20 protein-coding genes are annotated in these 18,339 nt (G+C 55.7%); 13 read left to right on the top strand and 7 right to left on the bottom strand.

What is annotated here, in order from left to right:
- Positions 1 to 55 precede the first annotated feature (55 nt).
- Positions 56 to 1,663 (top strand): AMP-binding protein, encoded by a 1,608-nt coding sequence (locus K3729_07680; protein ID UWR00641.1) that lies wholly within the window; start codon positions 56 to 58, stop codon positions 1,661 to 1,663.
- On the top strand, positions 1,660 to 2,427 hold the full coding sequence (locus K3729_07675; GenBank protein ID UWR00640.1) for a crotonase/enoyl-CoA hydratase family protein: 768 nt from the start codon (positions 1,660 to 1,662) through the stop codon (positions 2,425 to 2,427). Before K3729_07680 ends, K3729_07675 begins: the two co-directional genes overlap by 4 nt.
- Here the strand turns inward: K3729_07675 and rpiA are convergent.
- The gene (gene rpiA, locus K3729_07670) at positions 2,424 to 3,212 is read right to left on the bottom strand and encodes a ribose-5-phosphate isomerase RpiA (protein ID UWR00639.1); all 789 of its coding nucleotides are present in this window, start codon (positions 3,210 to 3,212) and stop codon (positions 2,424 to 2,426) included. The two genes, K3729_07675 and rpiA, sit on opposite strands and share 4 nt — an antisense overlap.
- A gap of 115 nt (positions 3,213 to 3,327) precedes the next feature.
- Here rpiA and K3729_07665 point away from each other — a divergent pair, with 115 nt between their 5' ends.
- From K3729_07665 to K3729_07650, 4 genes are all read left to right on the top strand, one after another.
- Complete coding sequence (locus K3729_07665; GenBank protein ID UWR00638.1) at positions 3,328 to 3,843, top strand: DUF4329 domain-containing protein; 516 nt, start codon at positions 3,328 to 3,330, stop codon at positions 3,841 to 3,843.
- Positions 3,844 to 3,901: 58 nt separating this feature from the next.
- Complete coding sequence (locus K3729_07660) at positions 3,902 to 4,576, top strand: glutathione S-transferase N-terminal domain-containing protein (protein ID UWR00637.1); 675 nt, start codon at positions 3,902 to 3,904, stop codon at positions 4,574 to 4,576.
- Positions 4,576 to 5,949, top strand: coding sequence for an L-serine ammonia-lyase (locus K3729_07655; GenBank protein UWR00636.1), 1,374 nt, complete (start codon positions 4,576 to 4,578; stop codon positions 5,947 to 5,949). The genes K3729_07660 and K3729_07655 overlap by 1 nt, the downstream gene beginning before the upstream one ends.
- A gap of 140 nt (positions 5,950 to 6,089) precedes the next feature.
- A complete protein-coding gene (locus K3729_07650; protein ID UWR00635.1) occupies positions 6,090 to 7,004 on the top strand; it encodes a DMT family transporter in 915 nt (304 codons plus the stop codon).
- On the opposite strand, the gene K3729_07645 is transcribed toward K3729_07650, so the two are convergent.
- On the bottom strand, positions 6,943 to 7,605 hold the full coding sequence (locus K3729_07645; protein ID UWR00634.1) for a thiamine diphosphokinase: 663 nt from the start codon (positions 7,603 to 7,605) through the stop codon (positions 6,943 to 6,945). The genes K3729_07650 and K3729_07645 overlap by 62 nt on opposite strands.
- 140 nt (positions 7,606 to 7,745) lie before the next feature.
- Here K3729_07645 and K3729_07640 point away from each other — a divergent pair, with 140 nt between their 5' ends.
- On the top strand, positions 7,746 to 10,094 hold the full coding sequence (locus tag K3729_07640; protein UWR00633.1) for a hypothetical protein: 2,349 nt from the start codon (positions 7,746 to 7,748) through the stop codon (positions 10,092 to 10,094).
- 103 nt (positions 10,095 to 10,197) lie between these two features.
- Positions 10,198 to 10,695, top strand: a complete 498-nt coding sequence (locus K3729_07635; GenBank protein UWR00632.1) for a GNAT family N-acetyltransferase — start codon at positions 10,198 to 10,200, stop codon at positions 10,693 to 10,695.
- Here K3729_07635 and K3729_07630 read toward each other — a convergent pair.
- A complete protein-coding gene (locus tag K3729_07630; GenBank protein UWR00631.1) occupies positions 10,661 to 10,891 on the bottom strand; it encodes a DUF2842 domain-containing protein in 231 nt (76 codons plus the stop codon). The two genes, K3729_07635 and K3729_07630, sit on opposite strands and share 35 nt — an antisense overlap.
- Positions 10,892 to 10,902: 11 nt before the next feature.
- Entirely contained in the window at positions 10,903 to 12,195 is a 1,293-nt protein-coding gene (locus tag K3729_07625; GenBank protein ID UWR00630.1) for an adenylosuccinate synthase, read from the bottom strand.
- 129 nt (positions 12,196 to 12,324) lie between these two features.
- On the opposite strand from K3729_07625, the gene K3729_07620 reads away from it, so the two are divergent.
- Positions 12,325 to 12,720 carry a hypothetical protein gene (locus K3729_07620; protein ID UWR00629.1) on the top strand — a complete coding sequence of 132 codons (396 nt, stop codon included), beginning with the start codon at positions 12,325 to 12,327 and terminating at the stop codon, positions 12,718 to 12,720.
- Positions 12,721 to 12,896: 176 nt separating this feature from the next.
- Here the strand turns inward: K3729_07620 and K3729_07615 are convergent, their stop codons facing one another.
- On the bottom strand, positions 12,897 to 13,331 hold the full coding sequence (locus tag K3729_07615) for a hypothetical protein (GenBank protein ID UWR00628.1): 435 nt from the start codon (positions 13,329 to 13,331) through the stop codon (positions 12,897 to 12,899).
- A 305-nt stretch (positions 13,332 to 13,636) separates the two neighbouring features.
- On the opposite strand from K3729_07615, the gene secG reads away from it, so the two are divergent.
- Together secG and K3729_07605 are read left to right on the top strand one after the other, a co-directional pair.
- Positions 13,637 to 13,999, top strand: coding sequence for a preprotein translocase subunit SecG (secG, locus tag K3729_07610; protein ID UWR00627.1), 363 nt, complete (start codon positions 13,637 to 13,639; stop codon positions 13,997 to 13,999).
- Between the two features lie 167 nt (positions 14,000 to 14,166).
- The gene (locus K3729_07605) at positions 14,167 to 15,810 is read left to right on the top strand and encodes a CTP synthase (GenBank protein UWR00626.1); all 1,644 of its coding nucleotides are present in this window, start codon (positions 14,167 to 14,169) and stop codon (positions 15,808 to 15,810) included.
- Between the two features lie 32 nt (positions 15,811 to 15,842).
- On the opposite strand, the gene K3729_07600 is transcribed toward K3729_07605, so the two are convergent.
- Positions 15,843 to 16,133, bottom strand: a complete 291-nt coding sequence (locus K3729_07600; GenBank protein UWR00625.1) for an antibiotic biosynthesis monooxygenase — start codon at positions 16,131 to 16,133, stop codon at positions 15,843 to 15,845.
- 80 nt (positions 16,134 to 16,213) lie between these two features.
- On the opposite strand from K3729_07600, the gene rlmJ reads away from it, so the two are divergent.
- Positions 16,214 to 16,993: a 23S rRNA (adenine(2030)-N(6))-methyltransferase RlmJ gene (rlmJ, locus tag K3729_07595; GenBank protein ID UWR00624.1), complete on the top strand. Its 780-nt coding sequence runs from the start codon at positions 16,214 to 16,216 to the stop codon at positions 16,991 to 16,993.
- Positions 16,994 to 17,051: 58 nt separating this feature from the next.
- Here rlmJ and K3729_07590 read toward each other — a convergent pair whose 3' ends face one another.
- Positions 17,052 to 17,735, bottom strand: coding sequence for an aquaporin (locus tag K3729_07590; protein UWR00623.1), 684 nt, complete (start codon positions 17,733 to 17,735; stop codon positions 17,052 to 17,054).
- A gap of 159 nt (positions 17,736 to 17,894) precedes the next feature.
- Here K3729_07590 and K3729_07585 point away from each other — a divergent pair, with 159 nt between their 5' ends.
- Positions 17,895 to 18,335, top strand: coding sequence for a TerB family tellurite resistance protein (locus K3729_07585; GenBank protein UWR00622.1), 441 nt, complete (start codon positions 17,895 to 17,897; stop codon positions 18,333 to 18,335).
- The last annotated feature ends 4 nt before the right edge of the window (positions 18,336 to 18,339 follow it).

The following is an 18,339-nucleotide window of genomic DNA, read 5'->3' as shown; positions in this document are numbered from 1 at the left end:
TTGCTTGACTCTTAAATTGAACAGTCGTTCATTTACGAAATCGGGGGAGGACAGCATGTTACAAGAGGCGACCAGCATTGCAGCGCTGCGCGACAATTTCGCGTGGGACATACCCGACCGCTATAACATTGGTGTCGATGTCTGCGATCGGATCGCGGACCAGACACCCGACGCCCCCGCCATCATCGACGTTGCTACCGACATGTCGCACATCACCTACAGCTTCAGCGATCTGCGTGCGATGTCGAACCGCTTTGCCAATGTCCTGTCAAGCATGGTCGATATTGGTGACCGCGTCGCGGTGCTTTTACCCCAATCAATCGAAACGGCCGTCGCACACATCGGGGCGCTGAAGACGGGCTGCATTTCGATCCCGCTCTTCACGCTTTTTGGTCCTGACGCACTGCTCCACCGCCTGCGGGATTCAGGGACCAAGGTTGTCGTGACCAATCAAGAAGGCTTGGCAAAGATCGAATCCATACGGTCAAAGCTTCCCGCGCTGGTGCACGTGTTGTGCACGGGTTGTGCACGTGAAAAACACCCTGATTTTCACACGCTCTGCGCTGATCAACCCGACATATTTACGCCCGTTGATACCGCCGCTGACGACCCCGCATTTATCATCTACACCTCCGGTACGACGGGAAATCCAAAAGGCGCGCTTCATGCGCATCGAGTGCTAATCGGCCATCTGCCCGGCGTCGAAATGAGCCATGATTTCTTTCCCCAAGCGGGCGACAAAATCTGGACGCCAGCCGATTGGGCGTGGATCGGCGGGTTGCTGGATGTGCTTATGCCTGCGCTCCATCACGGGGTGCCTGTCGTGGCGCATCGCTTTGCGAAATTTGATGCAGAACAAGCAGTTACACTGATGAAAACCCATAACGTCCGCAACACGTTCCTCCCGCCAACGGCGTTGAAAATGTTGAAATCCGCAGGCATTTCCGATGTCCCGATGCGGTCCGTCGCGTCTGGCGGTGAAACGCTCGGGGCCGCGCTGATCGATTGGGGTCGCGACACATTCGGGGTGACAATCAACGAATTTTACGGGCAAACCGAATGCAACATGATCGTGTCGTCTTGCGGGGCGATCACGCCCGCCGAACCCGGCGTGATGGGTTTCGCTGTGCCCGGCCATGACGTTGTTATCATTGACGAAAACGGCGACCCAACTACCGACGAAGGCGAAATTGCAGTGCGTAGTCCCAATCCGGTTATGTTCTTGAATTACTGGAATAATCCAGACGCCACAGCCGCAAAATTCCACGGTGATTTTTTACTCACAGGCGACCGCGGCCAGCAAATGCCGTCGGGCCGGATCAAGTTCATCGGGCGCGACGACGACGTGATCAGTTCAGCCGGATACCGCATCGGTCCCGCCGAAATCGAAGACTGCCTAATCACCCACCCCGCCATTCGCCTAGCAGGTGTCATCGGCACACCGGATACCGTGCGGGGCAGCATCGTGACCGCATTTCTTGTTTTGAATGAAGATGTTACCCCCGATGGTTCGTTGACCCAAGACATCACATCTTACGTCAAATCGCGCCTCGCCGCCTACGAAGCACCGCGCAAAATCCACTACATCACCGACATGCCCATGACGACAACAGGCAAAATCATCCGCGCGAAACTACGCGAAATGGCAAAGGAAATGACATGACCGACACCGTTCTTTTCGACGTCCAAGACGATATCGCGATCATCACGCTCAACCGTCCCGAACAGCGCAATGCGATCAACCCCGACGCTTGTACCGCACTGCGCGAAGCCGTAGATCGCCTTGAAAACACACCGGAATTACGGGTCGGCATCTTGCGCGGCGCAGGACTCGTGTTCTGCGCGGGCATGGATCTGAAGGCGTTTCAAGCGGGGCAAGCAAACGACATATTGCTGGGCGAACACGGCTTTGCAGGATTTGTGAAACGGAACCGCAGCAAGCCGATTATCGCGGAAGTCCAAGGCGCCGCGCTTGCTGGTGGTTTCGAATTGATGCTGGCCTGCGACCTGATCATCGCGGCTGACGATGCCGTTTTCGGGTTGCCCGAGCCTACGCTTGGCATTGTGGCTGGTGCCGGCGGTGCCGTCCGGTTGGGCGCCCACCTACCGGCAGTCATTGCCAACGAAATTTTGCTGACAGGTCAGCTCTTTAGCGCTGAAAAAGCAGTGGAATGGGGTTTGATCAACCGCGCGGTTTCGCCGTCCGACTTGTCAGATGCGACGCTTGAGCTTGCCAAGACCATCGCAAAAAATGCGCCCATCGCGATTGCAGAAACCCTAAGCCTGACAGCGTTGCGCGGGCGTGCCGATGACGCCATGTGGGACGCGAACGACCAAGCGATCAAACAGATCAGCGCAACACAAGACGCGCACGAAGGCATCGCCGCATTCTTGGAAAAACGTAAACCAAAGTGGTCGGGGCGTTAGTCGGCGATATCCGCAAAGATGTTGTCTTTTTCGACAAAATCAAAACGGGTTTCTTCGACTGATCCTTCATGAATATCCGTCACTTCGACACGCCCATCGCCATACCCCACGACAATGGCGTCGCAGATATCAAGGAACAGACCATTCTCGACCACGCCCGGTATCTGATTGATAATCATACTTAATTGGCGCGGATCACCGATACGGTTGAGGTGCAGATCAAGGATGTGGTTGCCTTCGTCGGTATGAAACGGCGCGTCACCATTCATGCGCAGACTGGTCGTCCGGCCCAACACATCTAACCCAATCAATGTTTCCTCGATCAGCGCCTTTGTCGTTTGCCAACCAAACGGGATGACCTCAACCGGCAATGGAAATGCACCAAGCGTTTCGACCCTTTTGGACGCGTCTGCGATGACGACCATACGTTCGGACGCAGTCGCAACGATCTTTTCCTGCAACAGCGCGCCACCACCGCCCTTGATCAAGTTCAGCTTGCCGTCATATTCATCAGCACCATCAATCGTCAAATCCAGCGTCTGCGCTTCATCAAGCGAGATGACGTCGATACCAACGTCGCGGGCCAGTTGGGCGGTGCGGCTGGATGTCGGAATGCCCTTAATCGCAAGCCCTTCATCGCGCACCCGTTCACCCAAACATTGCACCAACCACGCAGCAGTTGATCCTGTTCCAAGACCGACTTTCATGCCGCTTTGCACGAATTGAGCCGCCCGCTTTGCAGCCACAAATTTTGCTTTGTCGATGGGGGACAGGTCAGACGACATGGTGGCAGCTCCGCTCAATTCGATTTTCAAAATGTATAGGCCGCATCGCGTCATGAAGAAACGGAAAAATGCAGGGCATGTTGCGACCTGCGCCGCCACCCATTAGCGTTTTGACATGAAACAGTTCCTGATCCCTTTGGCCATCATAGCCACCCCTGTCGCCGCACAACACAACGCCGAAGTTGCATTGGCCAAAGCAACCCTTGAAGCGCTTCAAGGCCCTTCTTTTGCGGCCAATCGTGAATATTGCGGCTACATCGTGATCGACGCTGACGGCGAACTAGCAGCAACCCCTGCCGTCCAAGGTGCAATCGGCCACTGCGAAGCAGATGAGCCACCCGAAGACAGTGTACCAATCGCGTCTTACCATACGCATGGCGCGTTCGATTATGACACGCCAGCCGAATTTCCATCTGTTGGCGATCTGGAAGCGGATGAAGCCGAAGGCGTCGATGGCTACATTTCCACACCGGGCGGACGGTTTTGGTATGTCGACGGCGTCGATCAAATCGCAAGCCAACTATGTGACGTCGGTTGCCTGTCCCAACACCCCGACTTTGAGGCTGGTCTCGATGGTGAATTGCAAATCAGCTACACTATAGATGAACTGCGCGCGCTTGAGGCCGAATAAGCCGCTATTGCGTCGTTTTCAGCGCGTCGGCCAAAGATGCGGGGACTAAGTTCACACCATGACTGACGATTTGGTTCTTCATTACGCGCCTGACAACGCATCGCTTAGCGTGCGGCTTTTGCTTGCCGAAATGGATATGCCCCACCGACTTGTGCTGGTTGATCGCGCGACCAAAGAACAGCGTTCTGCAGCCTACCTTGCGATGAACCCCAACGGTTTGATCCCCACGCTGGAAACGCCTGACGGTCCGCTGTTTGAAACTGCGGCAATCCTTCTGTGGCTGGCTGACCAGCGCCCCGGCACCGTCTTTCCCGCGCCGGATACAGGCCCGCGTGATATCGCCCTGACGCGCCTGTTTTGGCTGTCGAATACCGTGCATCCAGCGTTGCGCATGTTGTTCTATCCTGACGTTTACATGGCGAGCGATCCCGCAGGGCTGCGGCAGCAAGCCCGCCTGCGCTTGACGTCATATTTCACGCAACTAGACACCCATTGGGACAACGTCGCCTGCCCCGCACTGGCCTGTTATCACGCCCCTATGCTGCGGTGGTGCGCGCTTTACGGCGGTGACACGACTTGGTTCGATCTGTCAAAATGGCCGACCTTGCACAACTTTGCCGTTGCTTACGAAAACCGCCCGCTTGTCAGCGAAGTTTGCCAAGTAGAGGGTTTAGGACAAACGCCTTTTTCCAAACCCAGCCCTGCCCGCCCCCTAGAAGGAAGCGCTGCCTAATGTTTCTGTCCGTATTCGATATGTTCAAGGTGGGACTTGGTCCTTCATCGTCCCACACCATCGGCCCGATGGTGGCTGCTGCCCGTTTCTTGGATCATCTGCGGTCCCAACCTTTTGCTGTTGCTGGCGTCAAAGCATCCCTGCACGGCTCACTTGCGTTCACGGGCGTCGGGCATGCGACGGATCGTGCCGTCATCTTGGGGCTGGCGGGGTTTCGGGCGGATGATTACGACAAGGCCAAAGCAGACGCAGCCTTTGATGATATTCGAACGTCGAAACAACTAACACCAAACGACTTGCCAGCTTTGCGGTTCGATCCTGCGACAGACCTATTGTTCGATTATGGTGCCCCCCTGCCCGGTCACGCCAATGGGATGAAATTGCACGGCACAGACAGCCAAGGCGACGTCATCATCAGCCAGACCTATTATTCCATCGGCGGCGGTTTTGTCCTGACCGATAAGGAATTAGCGGACGGAAAGGACACCGATACCGGCGCACCAGTCCCCTTTCCATTCCAAACGGCGGCGGAAATGCTAACGATGGCCGACACGTCCGGCAAATCAATCGCCGATATGAAGCGTGCCAATGAACTGAGCCGGATGGCGCATGCAGATTTAGATCGCGGATTGACCCGCATTTGGGACGTGATGGCAGCCTGCATAGATCGGGGGCTTGCTACCGACGGGACCCTACCCGGTGGCCTGAATGTCAAACGTCGCGCCAAGGGCATCCATGATGCCCTGCAAGCGGAACGCGGCATGAACCTATCCGCCCCGCATACCATCAATGATTGGATGTCGACCTACGCGATGGCGGTGAATGAGGAAAACGCGGATGGGGGGCAGGTCGTCACGGCCCCCACCAATGGGGCCGCAGGCGTGGTGCCCGCGACGATCCGCTACTACCTAGATCATGTGCCCGGTGCCACGATCACGCGGGTCCCTGACTTTTTGCTCACGGCGGCGGCCATCGGCGGATTGATCAAATTCAACGCGTCGATTTCAGGTGCTGAATGCGGATGCCAAGCCGAAGTAGGCTCTGCCGCCGCCATGGCAGCTGCGGGTCTTTGTGCAGCGCTGGGTGGGTCACCCACGCAAATCGAAAATGCAGCTGAAATCGCGCTGGAACATCATCTTGGCATGACCTGCGACCCCGTCAAAGGATTGGTGCAAGTTCCCTGCATCGAACGCAACGGGTTAGGCGCGATCAAAGCGGTCTCTGCGGCTTCGCTGGCATTGCGCGGCGACGGCACACACCTTGTCCCGCTTGATGCAGCGATCGAAACCATGCGGCAAACGGGCGTGGATATGTCAGAAAAATACAAAGAAACCGCGCTTGGCGGTCTGGCGGTAAACGTCCCTAACTGCTGACCTATCATCAAACGCGCGATCACGGTTCCGGCGCATCGCTGGTTTCTTTGATGACTTCCACCCCCCTGCCGGAGGCTCCCGCCTCCGCACCATACGCAACGCGCATTGTACCCACCGCGCATTCAAACTAGCGTTCTCTTATGTCCCAAGACCGCCCCTTTCTCGGCATCCTTCTTATGCTCGGTTTCTGCGTGCTCGCACCGCTTGGCGACGCCATGGCAAAGGTGCTGGGCGGCACGGTTGCACTGATGGGTTTGATCTGCGTCCGGTTCGGCGTCCAGGCGATCTTGTTGACCCCGCTCGTTCTATTGCGCGGTCAATCTTTACGGCCGCCTGCAGGCACGTTTCCCAAAATTCTATTGCGGACGTGTTTGCACATCGCGGGGGTCGCGCTGATGTTTTCAAGCCTGCGGTACTTGCCGCTCGCAGACGCGCTTGCGATCGCCTTTGTTATGCCGTTCATCATGTTGATACTGGGTCACTTTGTCCTGCACGAAGTTGTCGGCCCCCATCGCATTTGGGCCTGCGCCATTGGCTTCGTCGGTACGCTACTCGTGATCCAACCCAACTTTGCCGCCGTCGGGTGGCCCGCGCTTTTGCCGCTTGGTGTCGCAGTTGTCTTTGCCTTGTTCATGCTGGTGACACGACAAATCGCGAAAACAATTGATGCGGTTCACCTCCAAGCGATCAGCGGGCTGCAAGCCTTGGTCATCCTGATCCCCTTACTGATCGCGTTTCCGAATGTGCCTGGTTTTGATCTTTCCTGGCCTGCACAAACTGACGTGATCCTACTTCTGATCCTCGGCGTCCTTGGCACTATCGCCCACCTGATGATGACAGGCAGCTTGCGCTATTCGCCCGCGTCAACGCTGGCCCCGATGCAATATCTTGAGATTCCTTTTGGAACCGCCATTGGATGGCTGATATTCAAAGACCTGCCGAACGGCTTGGCCGCACTTGGGATCTGCATCACGATCTCAGCCGGACTTTACATCATTCTGCGCGAACAACGGCTATCGCAGCTTGAAGCATCTCGATCGGAAGCGTCACAATAGCCGCGCCGGTCACACGGACTGTTACGATTGGCGCTTTGGTCTTGTTCGACGAACTGACACGGCCAACCGGACTAAGCGCCATGTCGTCCATGTCCCACACCAGTCCGTTTGTTGTCGCGCGCACATCCGTCATCGGTAGGATCGCGAACGGTGTGCCTTCGGGTAATTCAATGTCCCACTGCGTTGACGGCGACAGAAAACAGCATTCGGTGTCTGACAGCAAAATCAAGCGCTTCCCGCATGATCGCGCAAGTGCGTTGAACGACGCAAACGAATGATCCAACCGCCCCCCTAAGAATCCCGCACCGATCAGGACGGGAGCAGATACACAACTTAAAGCCTTCTCGAGGTCGGTCGTGTCTTGCTCAGGGAGATGATGTAATTGTGGCGCGAATTCCGTCCGCGCCGCTGCCGAAAGGCTGTCGAAATCGCCGATAACCGCCTTTGGCGTGATCCCCGCGCGGCGCAAATGATCCGCGCCGCTGTCGGCCGCAACAAAGGTTTGGGTCAGTGTTTGCAGTATGTTAAGATGTTCTGGCCCAAGGTCCGCACCACCGATCAAAGCAATCGGTTCGGCGGCGTCAACAATCAGCTCTGTCATGGGGGTTTTGCCTTATTTGGGAAACTTGCCATATTTCAGACACGAAATAATACTGGAATAACCGCGGTGTTGTTCCGGATTGGGAACCAATTGGTGGTAAACAGACTGTCAAAGCGAATGGCAGAAAGCGAGCAATAATCATGGCTGGATCAACAAAGATTCTTACCGTCTCATATGGGACCTTCTCGTGTACCTTGGAAGGGTTCGACGATTCATTTCATTCCATGAAGGCAATTGCGGAATATTTCCGCGATCTTGCGCAGGATGATCGGTACTTCGGTGCGGAACCCCCTGCCCCGGATGCTGAAATGCTGGCGAAGATCGCCGAACGCGAAATTTCCCGCCGCGTCGAAGCAAAAATGGACGGCAAAGGCATTCGCCTGCGCGCCGAAATCGACGATGATACGGCCACGCAAGAGACGGTCACGATGCCGCCAAAAGCAGAAGCGCCTTTAAACGCAGAATCACCATCCGCATTGATGCCTGCCGCATCTTTGGTTGCAGCACCCGCCGTTGAAATCGATGAAGTCGCACCAGAAGCGGCGAACGATACATTCAAACAGGACGCGCCAGCACACCCAGATGCGGAAAGCGTCGCGGCAAAGCTGCAGCGCATCCGTGCCGTCGTTGGCAAACCAGCCGCCCCCGTCGAAGAATCGTATGAGGACGGTGCAGGCGCAGAGGAACCACTACTTGGCGATGCGGAAGCCGACGTCGTGAAAATCACTGCAGAAGACATCATTGCAGATGACCATGACGCAGAGGCTGAGGCGAAAGCACAGGCAGAAGCGCAAGCTGCTGCAGAAGCCGCTGAAGCTGAGGCCAAAGCACAGGAAGAAGCACAAGCTGCTGCTGAAGCCGCTGAAGCTGAGGCCAAAGCACAGGAAGAGGCACAAGCTGCTGCCGAAGCCGCTGAAGCTGAGGCCAAAGCACAGGAAGAAGCGCAAGCTGCTGCAGAAGCCGCCGAAGCTGAAGCGAAAGCTCAGGAAGAAGCGCAAGCTGCAGCAGAGGCCGCTGAAGCTGAAGCAAAGGCACAGGAAGAAGCACATGCTGCTGCGGAGGCCGCTGAAGCTGAAGCAAAAGCTCAGGAAGAAGCGCAAGCTGCTGCGGAAGCTGCCGAAGCTGAAGCAAAAGCTCAGGAAGAAGCGCAAGCTGCTGCGGAGGCTGCCGAAGCTGAAGCAAAAGCTCAGGAAGAAGCACAGGCTGCTGCCGAAGCCGAAGCGAAAGCACGGGAAGAAGCGCAAGCTGCTGCCGAAGCCGCCGAAGCCGAAGCAAAAGCACTGGAAGAAGCGCAGTCCGACTTGTCATCTGACCTGAATGACATCGACGTGCCAAATGCCGAACAAGCTGAAACACAAAAAGCGCCTGTACGTGCGCGGATCGTCCGCCTGCGGAAGGACAAGCCTGCAGAGGTTGTCGCGGAACCAGTCGCCGAGGAAGCAGAAGACGACGCAGACGTCGCGCAACGTGTTGCGGCGGCCTTGAAGGTCGATGCACCTGAAGTTGTCGCTGACGAAGCTGAAGCTGTTATCGAAGACGCACCAGAAGCAGAACCAACAGCTGACGTTGCCGAAATCGAGGACGTTGTTGCGGATGAAACATCCAAGCAAGACGAAATCCGCGCCGCGGTAGCAGCAGCGATCCCGTCGGGCAGCCTTTCTGCTGACGACGAAGATGACCTGCAGCGCGAATTGGCCGCGGTCGCTGAAGATGTTGTGTCAATCGAAGACGAAGCACCGGAAGTTGCGGAAATTGTCATCGAAGACACCGCAGCAGAAGCACCTGAAATGCCGGAAGTTGTTGAAACGCCTGCACGTGCTGGTCGCGGTGTGCTGCCAGAGCCTGATTCTGCGGTTTCTCGTATCCTGAATCAGACCGACGTCGCGCTGAACGAACCAACGGGCAGCCGTCGCCGCAATGCGATTGCGCAGCTGAAAGCGGCTGTCGCAGCAACTGAAGCTGCGCGTCAATTGGGCGATCAATCAGACGGCGACGCTGAAAAGCAAGAAGCGTTCCGCGATGATCTGGACCAGGTCGTGCGCCCGCGCCGCCCTGCGTCCCCTGAAGATCAGGCGCTTCGCACCGAACGCCCACGTGCAGCCCCGCTGAAATTGGTGGCGTCCCAACGTGTCGACGAAGACGAAGCCATGGAAGAAGACGTGCAGCCACGCCGCGTTGCGACACAGCCAGTAGACGCCAAAGACACAGGCGGTTTCGCAGAATTCGCAGCCCAAATGGGTGCGTCCGACCTGCCAGACCTTCTGGAAGCCGCGGCTGCATACACATCCTTCGTGGAAGGTGTCGAAGACTTCTCGCGTCCGCAGATCATGAAAAAGGTCCAGCTGACAACAGACGAAGAATTCAGCCGTGAAGACGGTCTGCGGTCCTTCGGCACGTTGCTGCGCCAAGGCCGGATCAGCAAAGTCCGCAACGGTCGTTTCCAAGTGTCTGAACAGACACGGTTCCGCCCTGACGCGCGGTCTGCATAAACGATTGCTACACTAACGAAACGGGCGGGGATTTCCCCGCCCGTTTGCGTTTGTGGCCTTCAAAAGTTAGCCATTAACAACCGCCCGCAAAGAAAGTGAAAAGATGATCAGGCCGCTGCAAACTTACGACGCAAGTCGTGCCGTTTTGATTTTCTACGACGCGATCATGAACGGCGCGGCTGACGCCTATAACTTGGATCAACGCCGCGCGTGGGCTGGCCCTGTGCCGGATATTGATGGATGGCAGAATCGTTTTGATGGCGTCAGCGGATTTGTCGCTGAACATGGTAACCAGATGCTTGGCTTCATGACCATTGATGACGCTGGCTATATCGATCTGGCCTTTGTCCATTCCGATCACATCGGGACAGGGGTCGGATCGCAGCTATATGCAGCCGTCGAAGAATGGGCCGTCGCCCGTCAAATCCCCCGATTGACCAGCGACGCCAGCATCAAGGCCGAACCATTCTTCATGCGCCAAGACTGGGTCATAAACGCAAAACAGGATGTCACCAAAAACGGCGTCACCCTGTCCAATTTCCGTATGTCGAAAGTCCTCGCGCCGCTTATGCGTCCGGATCAGCCTGCCCGATCCCTTTGAAGATTGCCTTCAACGGAAACGCCCAAAGCACGCCCAGCCCGATGTAGACGCCGACTTCAACCAGCACTGAAGGCCGATTGAGCGGATCAGGATACAGCCAATTCATGATGGTCACCGCCATAACAATGTACAGCGGTATCCCAAAAATCAGCACGAACAATGCCCAGCGTTTGCGGGCCTTATAGCTAAGCGCCATCAGTCACACCTTTAGTCGGCGAACGGGTCGGTTACCAAGATAGTATCGTCGCGTTCTGGTGATGTGGAAAGTAGTGCGACCGGACAGTCGATCAACTCTTCCACGCGGCGCACGTATTTGATGGCAGCGGCTGGCAGATCTGCCCAGCTGCGCGCGCCTTCAGTGGTTTCGGACCAACCCGGCATCTCTTCGTAGATTGGTACACAACGCGCTTGTTGATCGGCGGCTGTTGGCAAATAGTCCAAACGTTCGCCGTCCAATTCGTAGCCGGTGCAAATTTTCAGCGTCTCAAAACCGTCCAAAACATCAAGTTTTGTCAATGCGATACCGGTCACGCCTGATGTGATACATGTCTGGCGCACCAGTGTCGCATCGAACCAACCACAGCGGCGTTTACGCCCAGTTGTAGTGCCAAATTCGTGGCCGCGTTCGCCCAGCATTTGACCGTCGGCATCATCAAGTTCAGTCGGGAACGGGCCTTCGCCGACGCGTGTTGTGTAGGCTTTCACGATGCCCAGAACGAAATCGATCGCGTCTGGACCCATGCCTGTGCCCGCTGCCGCTTGACCCGCGATCACGTTGGAAGACGTCACAAACGGGTATGTCCCGAAGTCGATGTCGAGCAACGCGCCTTGCGCCCCTTCAAACAAAATCCGTTTACCGGCTTTGCGCTTTTCGTTCAGCACTTTCCAAACGGGAGCAGCATAGGCCAACACGGCTGGCGCGATTTCACGCAAATCAGCCAGCAACGCGTCACGGTCGATTGGCTCAAGACCAAGTCCATTGCGCAGCGCATTATGGTGCACCAAAGCCCGATCAACACGCAGTTCCAGCGTCGCATCGTCGGCCAGATCAGCGACGCGGATGACGCGACGGCCAACTTTATCTTCGTAGCAAGGACCGATACCGCGACCAGTAGTGCCGATTTTCGCGACCGAATTCTGGCCTTCGCGCGCCCGGTCAAGTTCACCGTGGAACGGCAGGATCAGCGGTGTATTCTCAGCAACCATCAGGTTTTCAGGCGTGATATCAACGCCCTGTGCGCGGATCGTTTCGATTTCTTTGACCAGATGCCATGGATCAAGAACAACGCCGTTGCCGATCACCGACAGCTTACCGCCCCGCACCACACCAGACGGCAGCGCATGCAGTTTGTAGACCTCTTCACCGACGACCAATGTGTGGCCTGCGTTATGACCACCCTGAAAGCGCGCAACCACATCGGCCCGCTCGGACAACCAGTCTACGATCTTGCCTTTGCCTTCATCGCCCCACTGAGCGCCCACGACGACTACGTTTGCCATGATATCTGTCCTTTTGGAATCCCGTGCCCCCTATAGCCATGCGAACCGCCCTGTGAAACACCAAAGTTCTAGACAGGCGCGGATGGGTCTGGTCAAAGTCCCCCAACACCAAGTTAAGAGGCGAGTTTCATGGGATTTCTTTTACGCTGGGCCTTTGCCTTTTTGCTATTGGCCGCGACATATAACCCGACAGAATGGAACGTCGTGCGCTGGGGCATGGCCAATTACGCCACACAGATCCCGCTGACGATCCTCGCCTGTCTGATCTTGTTGGTCGGCTACATTATCTATTTGCGGGCAACATTGCGGTCGATTGGCCTGTTCGGGATGCTGCTGATTCTGGCAGTGGCGGGCACCTTGATCTGGGTGTTGTTTGATTTCGGGTGGATCAGTCTGGCCGATCCGACCTTCAACACATGGCTGGGTCTAGTTGTGCTATCGCTGGTGCTGGCGATCGGCCTGTCATGGTCGATTGTGCGGCGCAAGTTGTCAGGGCAAGCGGACGTGGACGATGTGGATGGATAAGTGGGATCATCTGGCTTCGCGCTGAATGACCGGTGAGCGGGATTTAGATTAGCTACGATGTCCCCGCGCCAAAGTCTGCTTTCCATGCGTACCTTCCAACGCTCCTAACTTGGCTTTTCACAGTGGGCCCTTAGATATGCTACGGCCCATTGTAAAAATAGCTTAAAAGCCGCTGTCTAAAACCCTTCAATATCAAGAAAATTCGTGGTCACTACGAAGCTCAGGACAATCCACTCATCATGGAAATTTGCGGCTTGCCAATGCAAGTACACAACCTCTTTACCCGGTTCTCCCAGAACGATCACTTCCTCACGAAACTTCGAAGAAAGGCTCCTCGAAATAACGGTTTCGCAAAACTCAAACCCATTAGGATAGGTTTCCAACATCTGCCCTCGAAACCCTTCAATTTCAGATTCTGATGCAGACAGCCCCGCCATGAATTCAATTGGTGATCCGTAATCGCCATCTGCAAATGAAGACTTCGCAATTTCCAACTCTGGGACACTGTCGGTAAGCTCGACACAAGACTGTGCCGAGGCTGCTAACGTCATTGACGCCGCGGCTAAACAGGAAAAAAGGCTAACTCTGATACTGCGGTTGAGATTTATCATTGCAAAAAGAAACCTTTAAATTGCTGACAGGGCTGCTTTGAAGCTCAAACATCCTACACTAATAAGTGCAATACAACCATTGGGATATTAGACGTTTTTGCCTGCTCCTTAGTGTCGGACATTAGCTCTATTGCTGGCGACCAGTGATTTAGGGCTCAAACACAACATCCATATCCATACGTTGCCCACGACCTCACTCCCCCAATTCCCAAACCACGCGCCGTTTCCGCATTCCACCCTTGCGACAAACCCGACAAACCCCTAAATACCCCTAAACACAACTGATCGCAGGCACTATACCCCCTATGGAAAACGTCATCCTCGTTATTCACCTGATTTTGGCGTTGTCATTGATTGGCGCTGTGCTGATGCAGCGCTCTGAGGGCGGCATGGGGAGCATGGGCGGCGGCGGCGGTGGCGGCGGTTCTGCCGGTAGCCGTGCCCCTGCCACAGTGATGGGTAAATTCACGTGGATCTTGGCAGGCGCATTCATCGCAACATCCATCGCGCTTACAATCGTGGCTGCACAGCAATCCGCAGGTGCATCTGTTGTTGACCGTTTGGGCGACGTTCCGGTGGCTGAGGATGGTGTTGCGACGCCTGATCTGGGCGAAAGCCTGCTGCCACCATCATCTGATGATGCGCCGCTGGTTCCGTCAGGAAACTAACCACTTGGTATCTTTATAGTAACGCACTGACCCAGGCACATTCTTGGGTCAGCTGTTGTTCTACGGGTTGCGGGCGCGGGCCGAATCCGAGTATTCTTAAATCCCGTGATGATGCGATTTTTGATGATCGTGATTCCAAGAAAAATACTCACGGGGGACAGCCGGGCATGGCGCGTTATATCTTTATTACTGGTGGTGTTGTTTCGTCGTTGGGCAAGGGCCTTGCGTCTGCCGCACTTGGTGCGTTGCTACAGGCACGGGGCTTTTCGGTCCGCCTGCGCAAGCTTGATCCATACCTGAATGTTGATCCGGGCACGATGTCCCCGTTCGAGCACGGCGAGGTGTTCGTGACAGATGACGGTGCTGAAACCGACCTGGATCTGGGCCACTATGAACGTTTCACTGGCGTTCATGCACGCAACACTGATTCTGTATCCTCTGGCCGGATCTATTCCACCGTGTTGGAAAAGGAACGCCGCGGCGATTACCTTGGCAAGACTATTCAGGTTGTTCCGCACGTCACCAACGAGATCAAGGATTTCATCAACATCGGCGATGACGAAGTTGATTTCATGCTTTGCGAAATCGGCGGTACTGTTGGCGATATCGAAGGCCTGCCATTCTTCGAAGCAATCCGCCAATTCGCCCATGATAAACCACGCGGTCAGTGCATCTTTATGCACCTGACGTTGCTGCCCTACCTGGCTGCGTCTGGTGAGCTGAAAACGAAACCGACACAGCACTCTGTCAAGGAACTGCAGTCTATTGGTCTGTCCCCTGACGTGTTGGTTTGCCGGTCCGAACACCCGATTCCTGATCGCGAACTCGAAAAGATCGCCCTGTTCTGTAACGTGCGCAAGAACTGCGTTGTGCCTGCTTACGATCTGAACTCCATTTACGAAGCGCCACTGGCCTACCACAAGCAGGGCCTTGATCAGGCCGTCTTGGATGCCTTTGATATCTCGCCTGCCCCGATGCCGAAACTGGATGTGTGGCACGACGTTTACGACCGTATCCACAATCCTGAAGGCCGCGTGAAAATCGCCATCGTTGGCAAATACACGCAGCTTGAAGATGCCTACAAATCCATCGCAGAAGCGCTGACGCATGGCGGCATGGCCAACCGCGTGAAGGTCAAAATCGAATGGGTCGATGCAGAGGTCTTTGATAAGGGCGACGCCGCCCCGCATCTGGAAGGCTACCACGCGATCCTGGTTCCAGGTGGATTTGGCGAACGCGGTACCGAAGGCAAGATCAAAGCGGCGCAATACGCCCGCGAAAACAACGTGCCATACCTTGGCATCTGTCTGGGCATGCAAATGGCTGTGGTCGAGGCCGCGCGCAACGTGGCTGGCATGAAAGATGCAGGGTCCGAAGAATTTGACCACGAGGCAGGCAAGAAACGCTTTGAACCTGTCGTTTACCACCTCAAGGAATGGATTCAGGGCAACCACGCTGTGACCCGCAAAGCCGACGACGACAAAGGCGGCACAATGCGTTTGGGCGCTTACGACGCGACGCTGGTCGAAGGATCGAAAGTCGCCGAAGTCTACGGCACCACAGCGATCGAAGAACGCCACCGTCACCGTTATGAGGTCGACACGAAGTACCGCGAGAAACTGGAAGCCGTTGGTTTGACGTTCTCGGGCATGTCCCCTGATGGGAAATTGCCGGAAATCGTCGAATGGAAGGACCACCCGTGGTTCATCGGCGTCCAGTTCCATCCAGAACTAAAGTCGAAACCCTTCGCACCGCACCCACTGTTTGAAGGGTTCGTGAAAGCCGCAGTCGAAAATTCGCGGCTGGTTTAGGGATTAAGATCAGGGGGCTTCGGCCCCCTTTTCTATATGTGTTGAAAATGGTGGACCCAGCACGCCACGACGAACTTTTCCATCCCGTCCGGAATATGCGCCTTTGACCAATCCGAGCCTATGAAATCAGTCAGGCTTTGTGCGTCAGACCAATGAGAGATCATCGCATATTCGTCCGGTGTGTCCGCCGTTGGACCACCTACGATGACGCCAGTACAGCCCGCCACATCCGCGACTGACCCGCGGGCCACGGTCTGGAACAGTGGTTCAAATGCGTCGCGCAAATCCGGTTTGATCTGGACCCGATAAATCCGTGTGATCATCTGACAATCCCCTCCATTCGAATTGTCCTTGGCGTCACGTGCCCATTCCCATAGGACAGGGCCAACCCAAGGAGACGCCGATGCTGTCCTATCAACACGCCTATCACGCAGGTAACATGGCCGATGTCCACAAACACGCGATCCTTGCGTGGATACTGGAATACATGACCCGCAAGGACAAGCCGCTGACCTACATGGAAACCCATGCGGGACGCGGCCTGTACGACGTGACAGATGAAATGGCGGCGAAGACGGGTGAAGCTGCCCAAGGCATTGCGATTGCACGCAAATGGTTCGCCGCAGATCACCCTTATGCCGTGGCGCTGGACAAGGTTCACGCAGATCACGGCCCGAACGCCTACCCCGGATCACCAATGGTGGCGGCCCATGTGTTGCGCCCATCAGACCCGTTGTTCCTGACCGAACTGCACCCGCAGGAATTTGGTCATCTACGCGAGAATATGAAACCGCATGCTGCGATCTGCCAGCAACGCGACGGTTGGGAAATGGCGTTGTCGCAGTGCCCGCCTGATCCACGGCGTGGGATGTTGCTGATCGATCCATCGTTCGAGGTCAAAACCGACTACGAAACGATCCCAGACACGATCCGCAAGATCAATCGCAAATGGTCGGTCGGCGTGATCGCGCTTTGGTATCCGATCCTGACAGACGCGCCGCATCTGCCGATGACGCGTGCACTAAAACGCAACCATTCAGATGCGTTGTGTCACGAAGTCCATTTTCCGCCTGCCCGCGCGGGTCATCGGATGGTCGGTTCGGGCATGTTCGTGATCAATCCGCCTTATGGTTTGGAGGAAGAAGGCAAGTGGCTTTCAAGCCAATTTCGAAAGCTCCTGTAAAGCAAAAAGGGTGGACTGCTGACGCAATCCACCCTTTTCTTTAGCATTCTTCGGTTGGTTATTCGTCGGCGGTCAACATGCCCGACTTGAACAAAATCCCAGCCAAGGTTGCACCGATGATAGGTGCGACGATGAACAACCAAACCTGGCCGATTGCAGTAGCACCCGCAAACAATGCAGGCCCGATTGACCGTGCTGGGTTAACTGAAACGCCAGTTACATTGATGCCGACAAGGTGGATCACGACCAACGCAATACCAATTGCCAGACCTGCCATATTCGCAGTTGGGCCAAAGCCTGTGGCCCCAAGGATCACGACCATAAAAAGGAACGTCGCCACAACTTCGAACACGAATGCCGATACCATCGAATATTCGCCCAAGTATCCAGCGCCCCAACCGTTCTGCCCTAAACCATTCTCGGCCACGCTATAGTCTGCTTTGCCTGACGCGATCAAAAGCAGGATCAACGCGGCGACGACAGCACCGGCCACCTGCGCGATGATGTATTTTATAGCTTCAGGCATCGTCATGCGTCCTGCGGCGACCATCCCAAGCGATACTGCGGGGTTGATGTGGCAACCGGACACGGACCCGATCCCGTAGGCCATACCGATCAGGGCAAAGCCAAACGCGAAACTAATGCCTGTGAATCCAATTTCTGATCCTGCGATAACGGCAGAGCCGCACCCCAGAAGCACGAGTGTAAATGTGCCGATAAATTCGGCGATTTGCTTATTCATTGTCGTCCCCTTCCATTAAGGTAGAGGCACGCTAACTGGCAAAAACACCCGTAATTAGGGGAAAAAAGCCCGATAATTGTCTAAACGCACGATTAGGGCCAGTTCCGAACTGCGATCCGTCCCTTTCATTCGGTACAGGCGCGCCCTATATCGATTGGCATGTTTGCAGATTTCCTCAAAGGCCTGTTGGCCCCCGACCCCGCCCCGCTTCCTGACACGGATGCCCGCCTTGCGCTTGGCGCGTTGCTTGTCCGACTGGCCCGTGCGGATGGCGATTACCAAGACGTGGAAGTCGCACGTATCGATCGCATCCTGTCGAAACGTTACAATCTGTCAGACGCTGATACGGCAACGTTGCGGCGTGATTGCGAAACACTGGAATCCGAAGCCCCGGATACCGTCCGCTTCACCCGTGCGATCAAGGATTCGGTGGCATATGAAGATCGCCGCGCCCTGATTTCTGCGATGTGGGAAATAGTGTTGGCTGATGGGGAACGCGACGACGAAGAAAACAGTCTGATGCGGATGGTTGCCCCAATGCTTGGCGTAACGGACCAAGACAGCAACGCCGCACGGCTTGCTGTCGAAGCCAATTCCTAAATCA

The sequence above is a fragment of the Rhodobacteraceae bacterium S2214 genome (genome assembly GCA_025141675.1).
GTDB lineage: Bacteria > Pseudomonadota > Alphaproteobacteria > Rhodobacterales > Rhodobacteraceae > Yoonia.
The sequence above is the reverse complement of the archived record's forward strand: the minus strand, read 5'-3'. Positions and strand labels throughout refer to the sequence as shown.

Bases quoted from the DNA above. Each gene is read 5' to 3' on its own strand.
- K3729_07680 (UWR00641.1), top strand. From the start codon at position 56: ATGTTACAAGAGGCGACCAGCATTGCAGCGCTGCGCGACAATTTCGCG.
- K3729_07665 (UWR00638.1), top strand. From the start codon at position 3,328: ATGAAACAGTTCCTGATCCCTTTGGCCATCATAGCCACCCCTGTCGCC.
- K3729_07585 (UWR00622.1), top strand. From the start codon at position 17,895: ATGTTTGCAGATTTCCTCAAAGGCCTGTTGGCCCCCGACCCCGCCCCG.
- K3729_07635 (UWR00632.1), top strand. From the start codon at position 10,198: ATGATCAGGCCGCTGCAAACTTACGACGCAAGTCGTGCCGTTTTGATT.
- K3729_07605 (UWR00626.1), top strand. From the start codon at position 14,167: ATGGCGCGTTATATCTTTATTACTGGTGGTGTTGTTTCGTCGTTGGGC.
- K3729_07660 (UWR00637.1), top strand. From the start codon at position 3,902: ATGACTGACGATTTGGTTCTTCATTACGCGCCTGACAACGCATCGCTT.
- K3729_07650 (UWR00635.1), top strand. From the start codon at position 6,090: ATGTCCCAAGACCGCCCCTTTCTCGGCATCCTTCTTATGCTCGGTTTC.
- K3729_07620 (UWR00629.1), top strand. From the start codon at position 12,325: ATGGGATTTCTTTTACGCTGGGCCTTTGCCTTTTTGCTATTGGCCGCG.
- K3729_07640 (UWR00633.1), top strand. From the start codon at position 7,746: ATGGCTGGATCAACAAAGATTCTTACCGTCTCATATGGGACCTTCTCG.
- K3729_07675 (UWR00640.1), top strand. From the start codon at position 1,660: ATGACCGACACCGTTCTTTTCGACGTCCAAGACGATATCGCGATCATC.
- K3729_07645 (UWR00634.1), bottom strand. From the start codon at position 7,605: ATGACAGAGCTGATTGTTGACGCCGCCGAACCGATTGCTTTGATCGGT.
- secG (UWR00627.1), top strand. From the start codon at position 13,637: ATGGAAAACGTCATCCTCGTTATTCACCTGATTTTGGCGTTGTCATTG.
- K3729_07630 (UWR00631.1), bottom strand. From the start codon at position 10,891: ATGGCGCTTAGCTATAAGGCCCGCAAACGCTGGGCATTGTTCGTGCTG.
- K3729_07625 (UWR00630.1), bottom strand. From the start codon at position 12,195: ATGGCAAACGTAGTCGTCGTGGGCGCTCAGTGGGGCGATGAAGGCAAA.
- K3729_07615 (UWR00628.1), bottom strand. From the start codon at position 13,331: ATGATAAATCTCAACCGCAGTATCAGAGTTAGCCTTTTTTCCTGTTTA.
- rlmJ (UWR00624.1), top strand. From the start codon at position 16,214: ATGCTGTCCTATCAACACGCCTATCACGCAGGTAACATGGCCGATGTC.
- rpiA (UWR00639.1), bottom strand. From the start codon at position 3,212: ATGTCGTCTGACCTGTCCCCCATCGACAAAGCAAAATTTGTGGCTGCA.
- K3729_07655 (UWR00636.1), top strand. From the start codon at position 4,576: ATGTTTCTGTCCGTATTCGATATGTTCAAGGTGGGACTTGGTCCTTCA.
- K3729_07600 (UWR00625.1), bottom strand. From the start codon at position 16,133: ATGATCACACGGATTTATCGGGTCCAGATCAAACCGGATTTGCGCGAC.
- K3729_07590 (UWR00623.1), bottom strand. From the start codon at position 17,735: ATGAATAAGCAAATCGCCGAATTTATCGGCACATTTACACTCGTGCTT.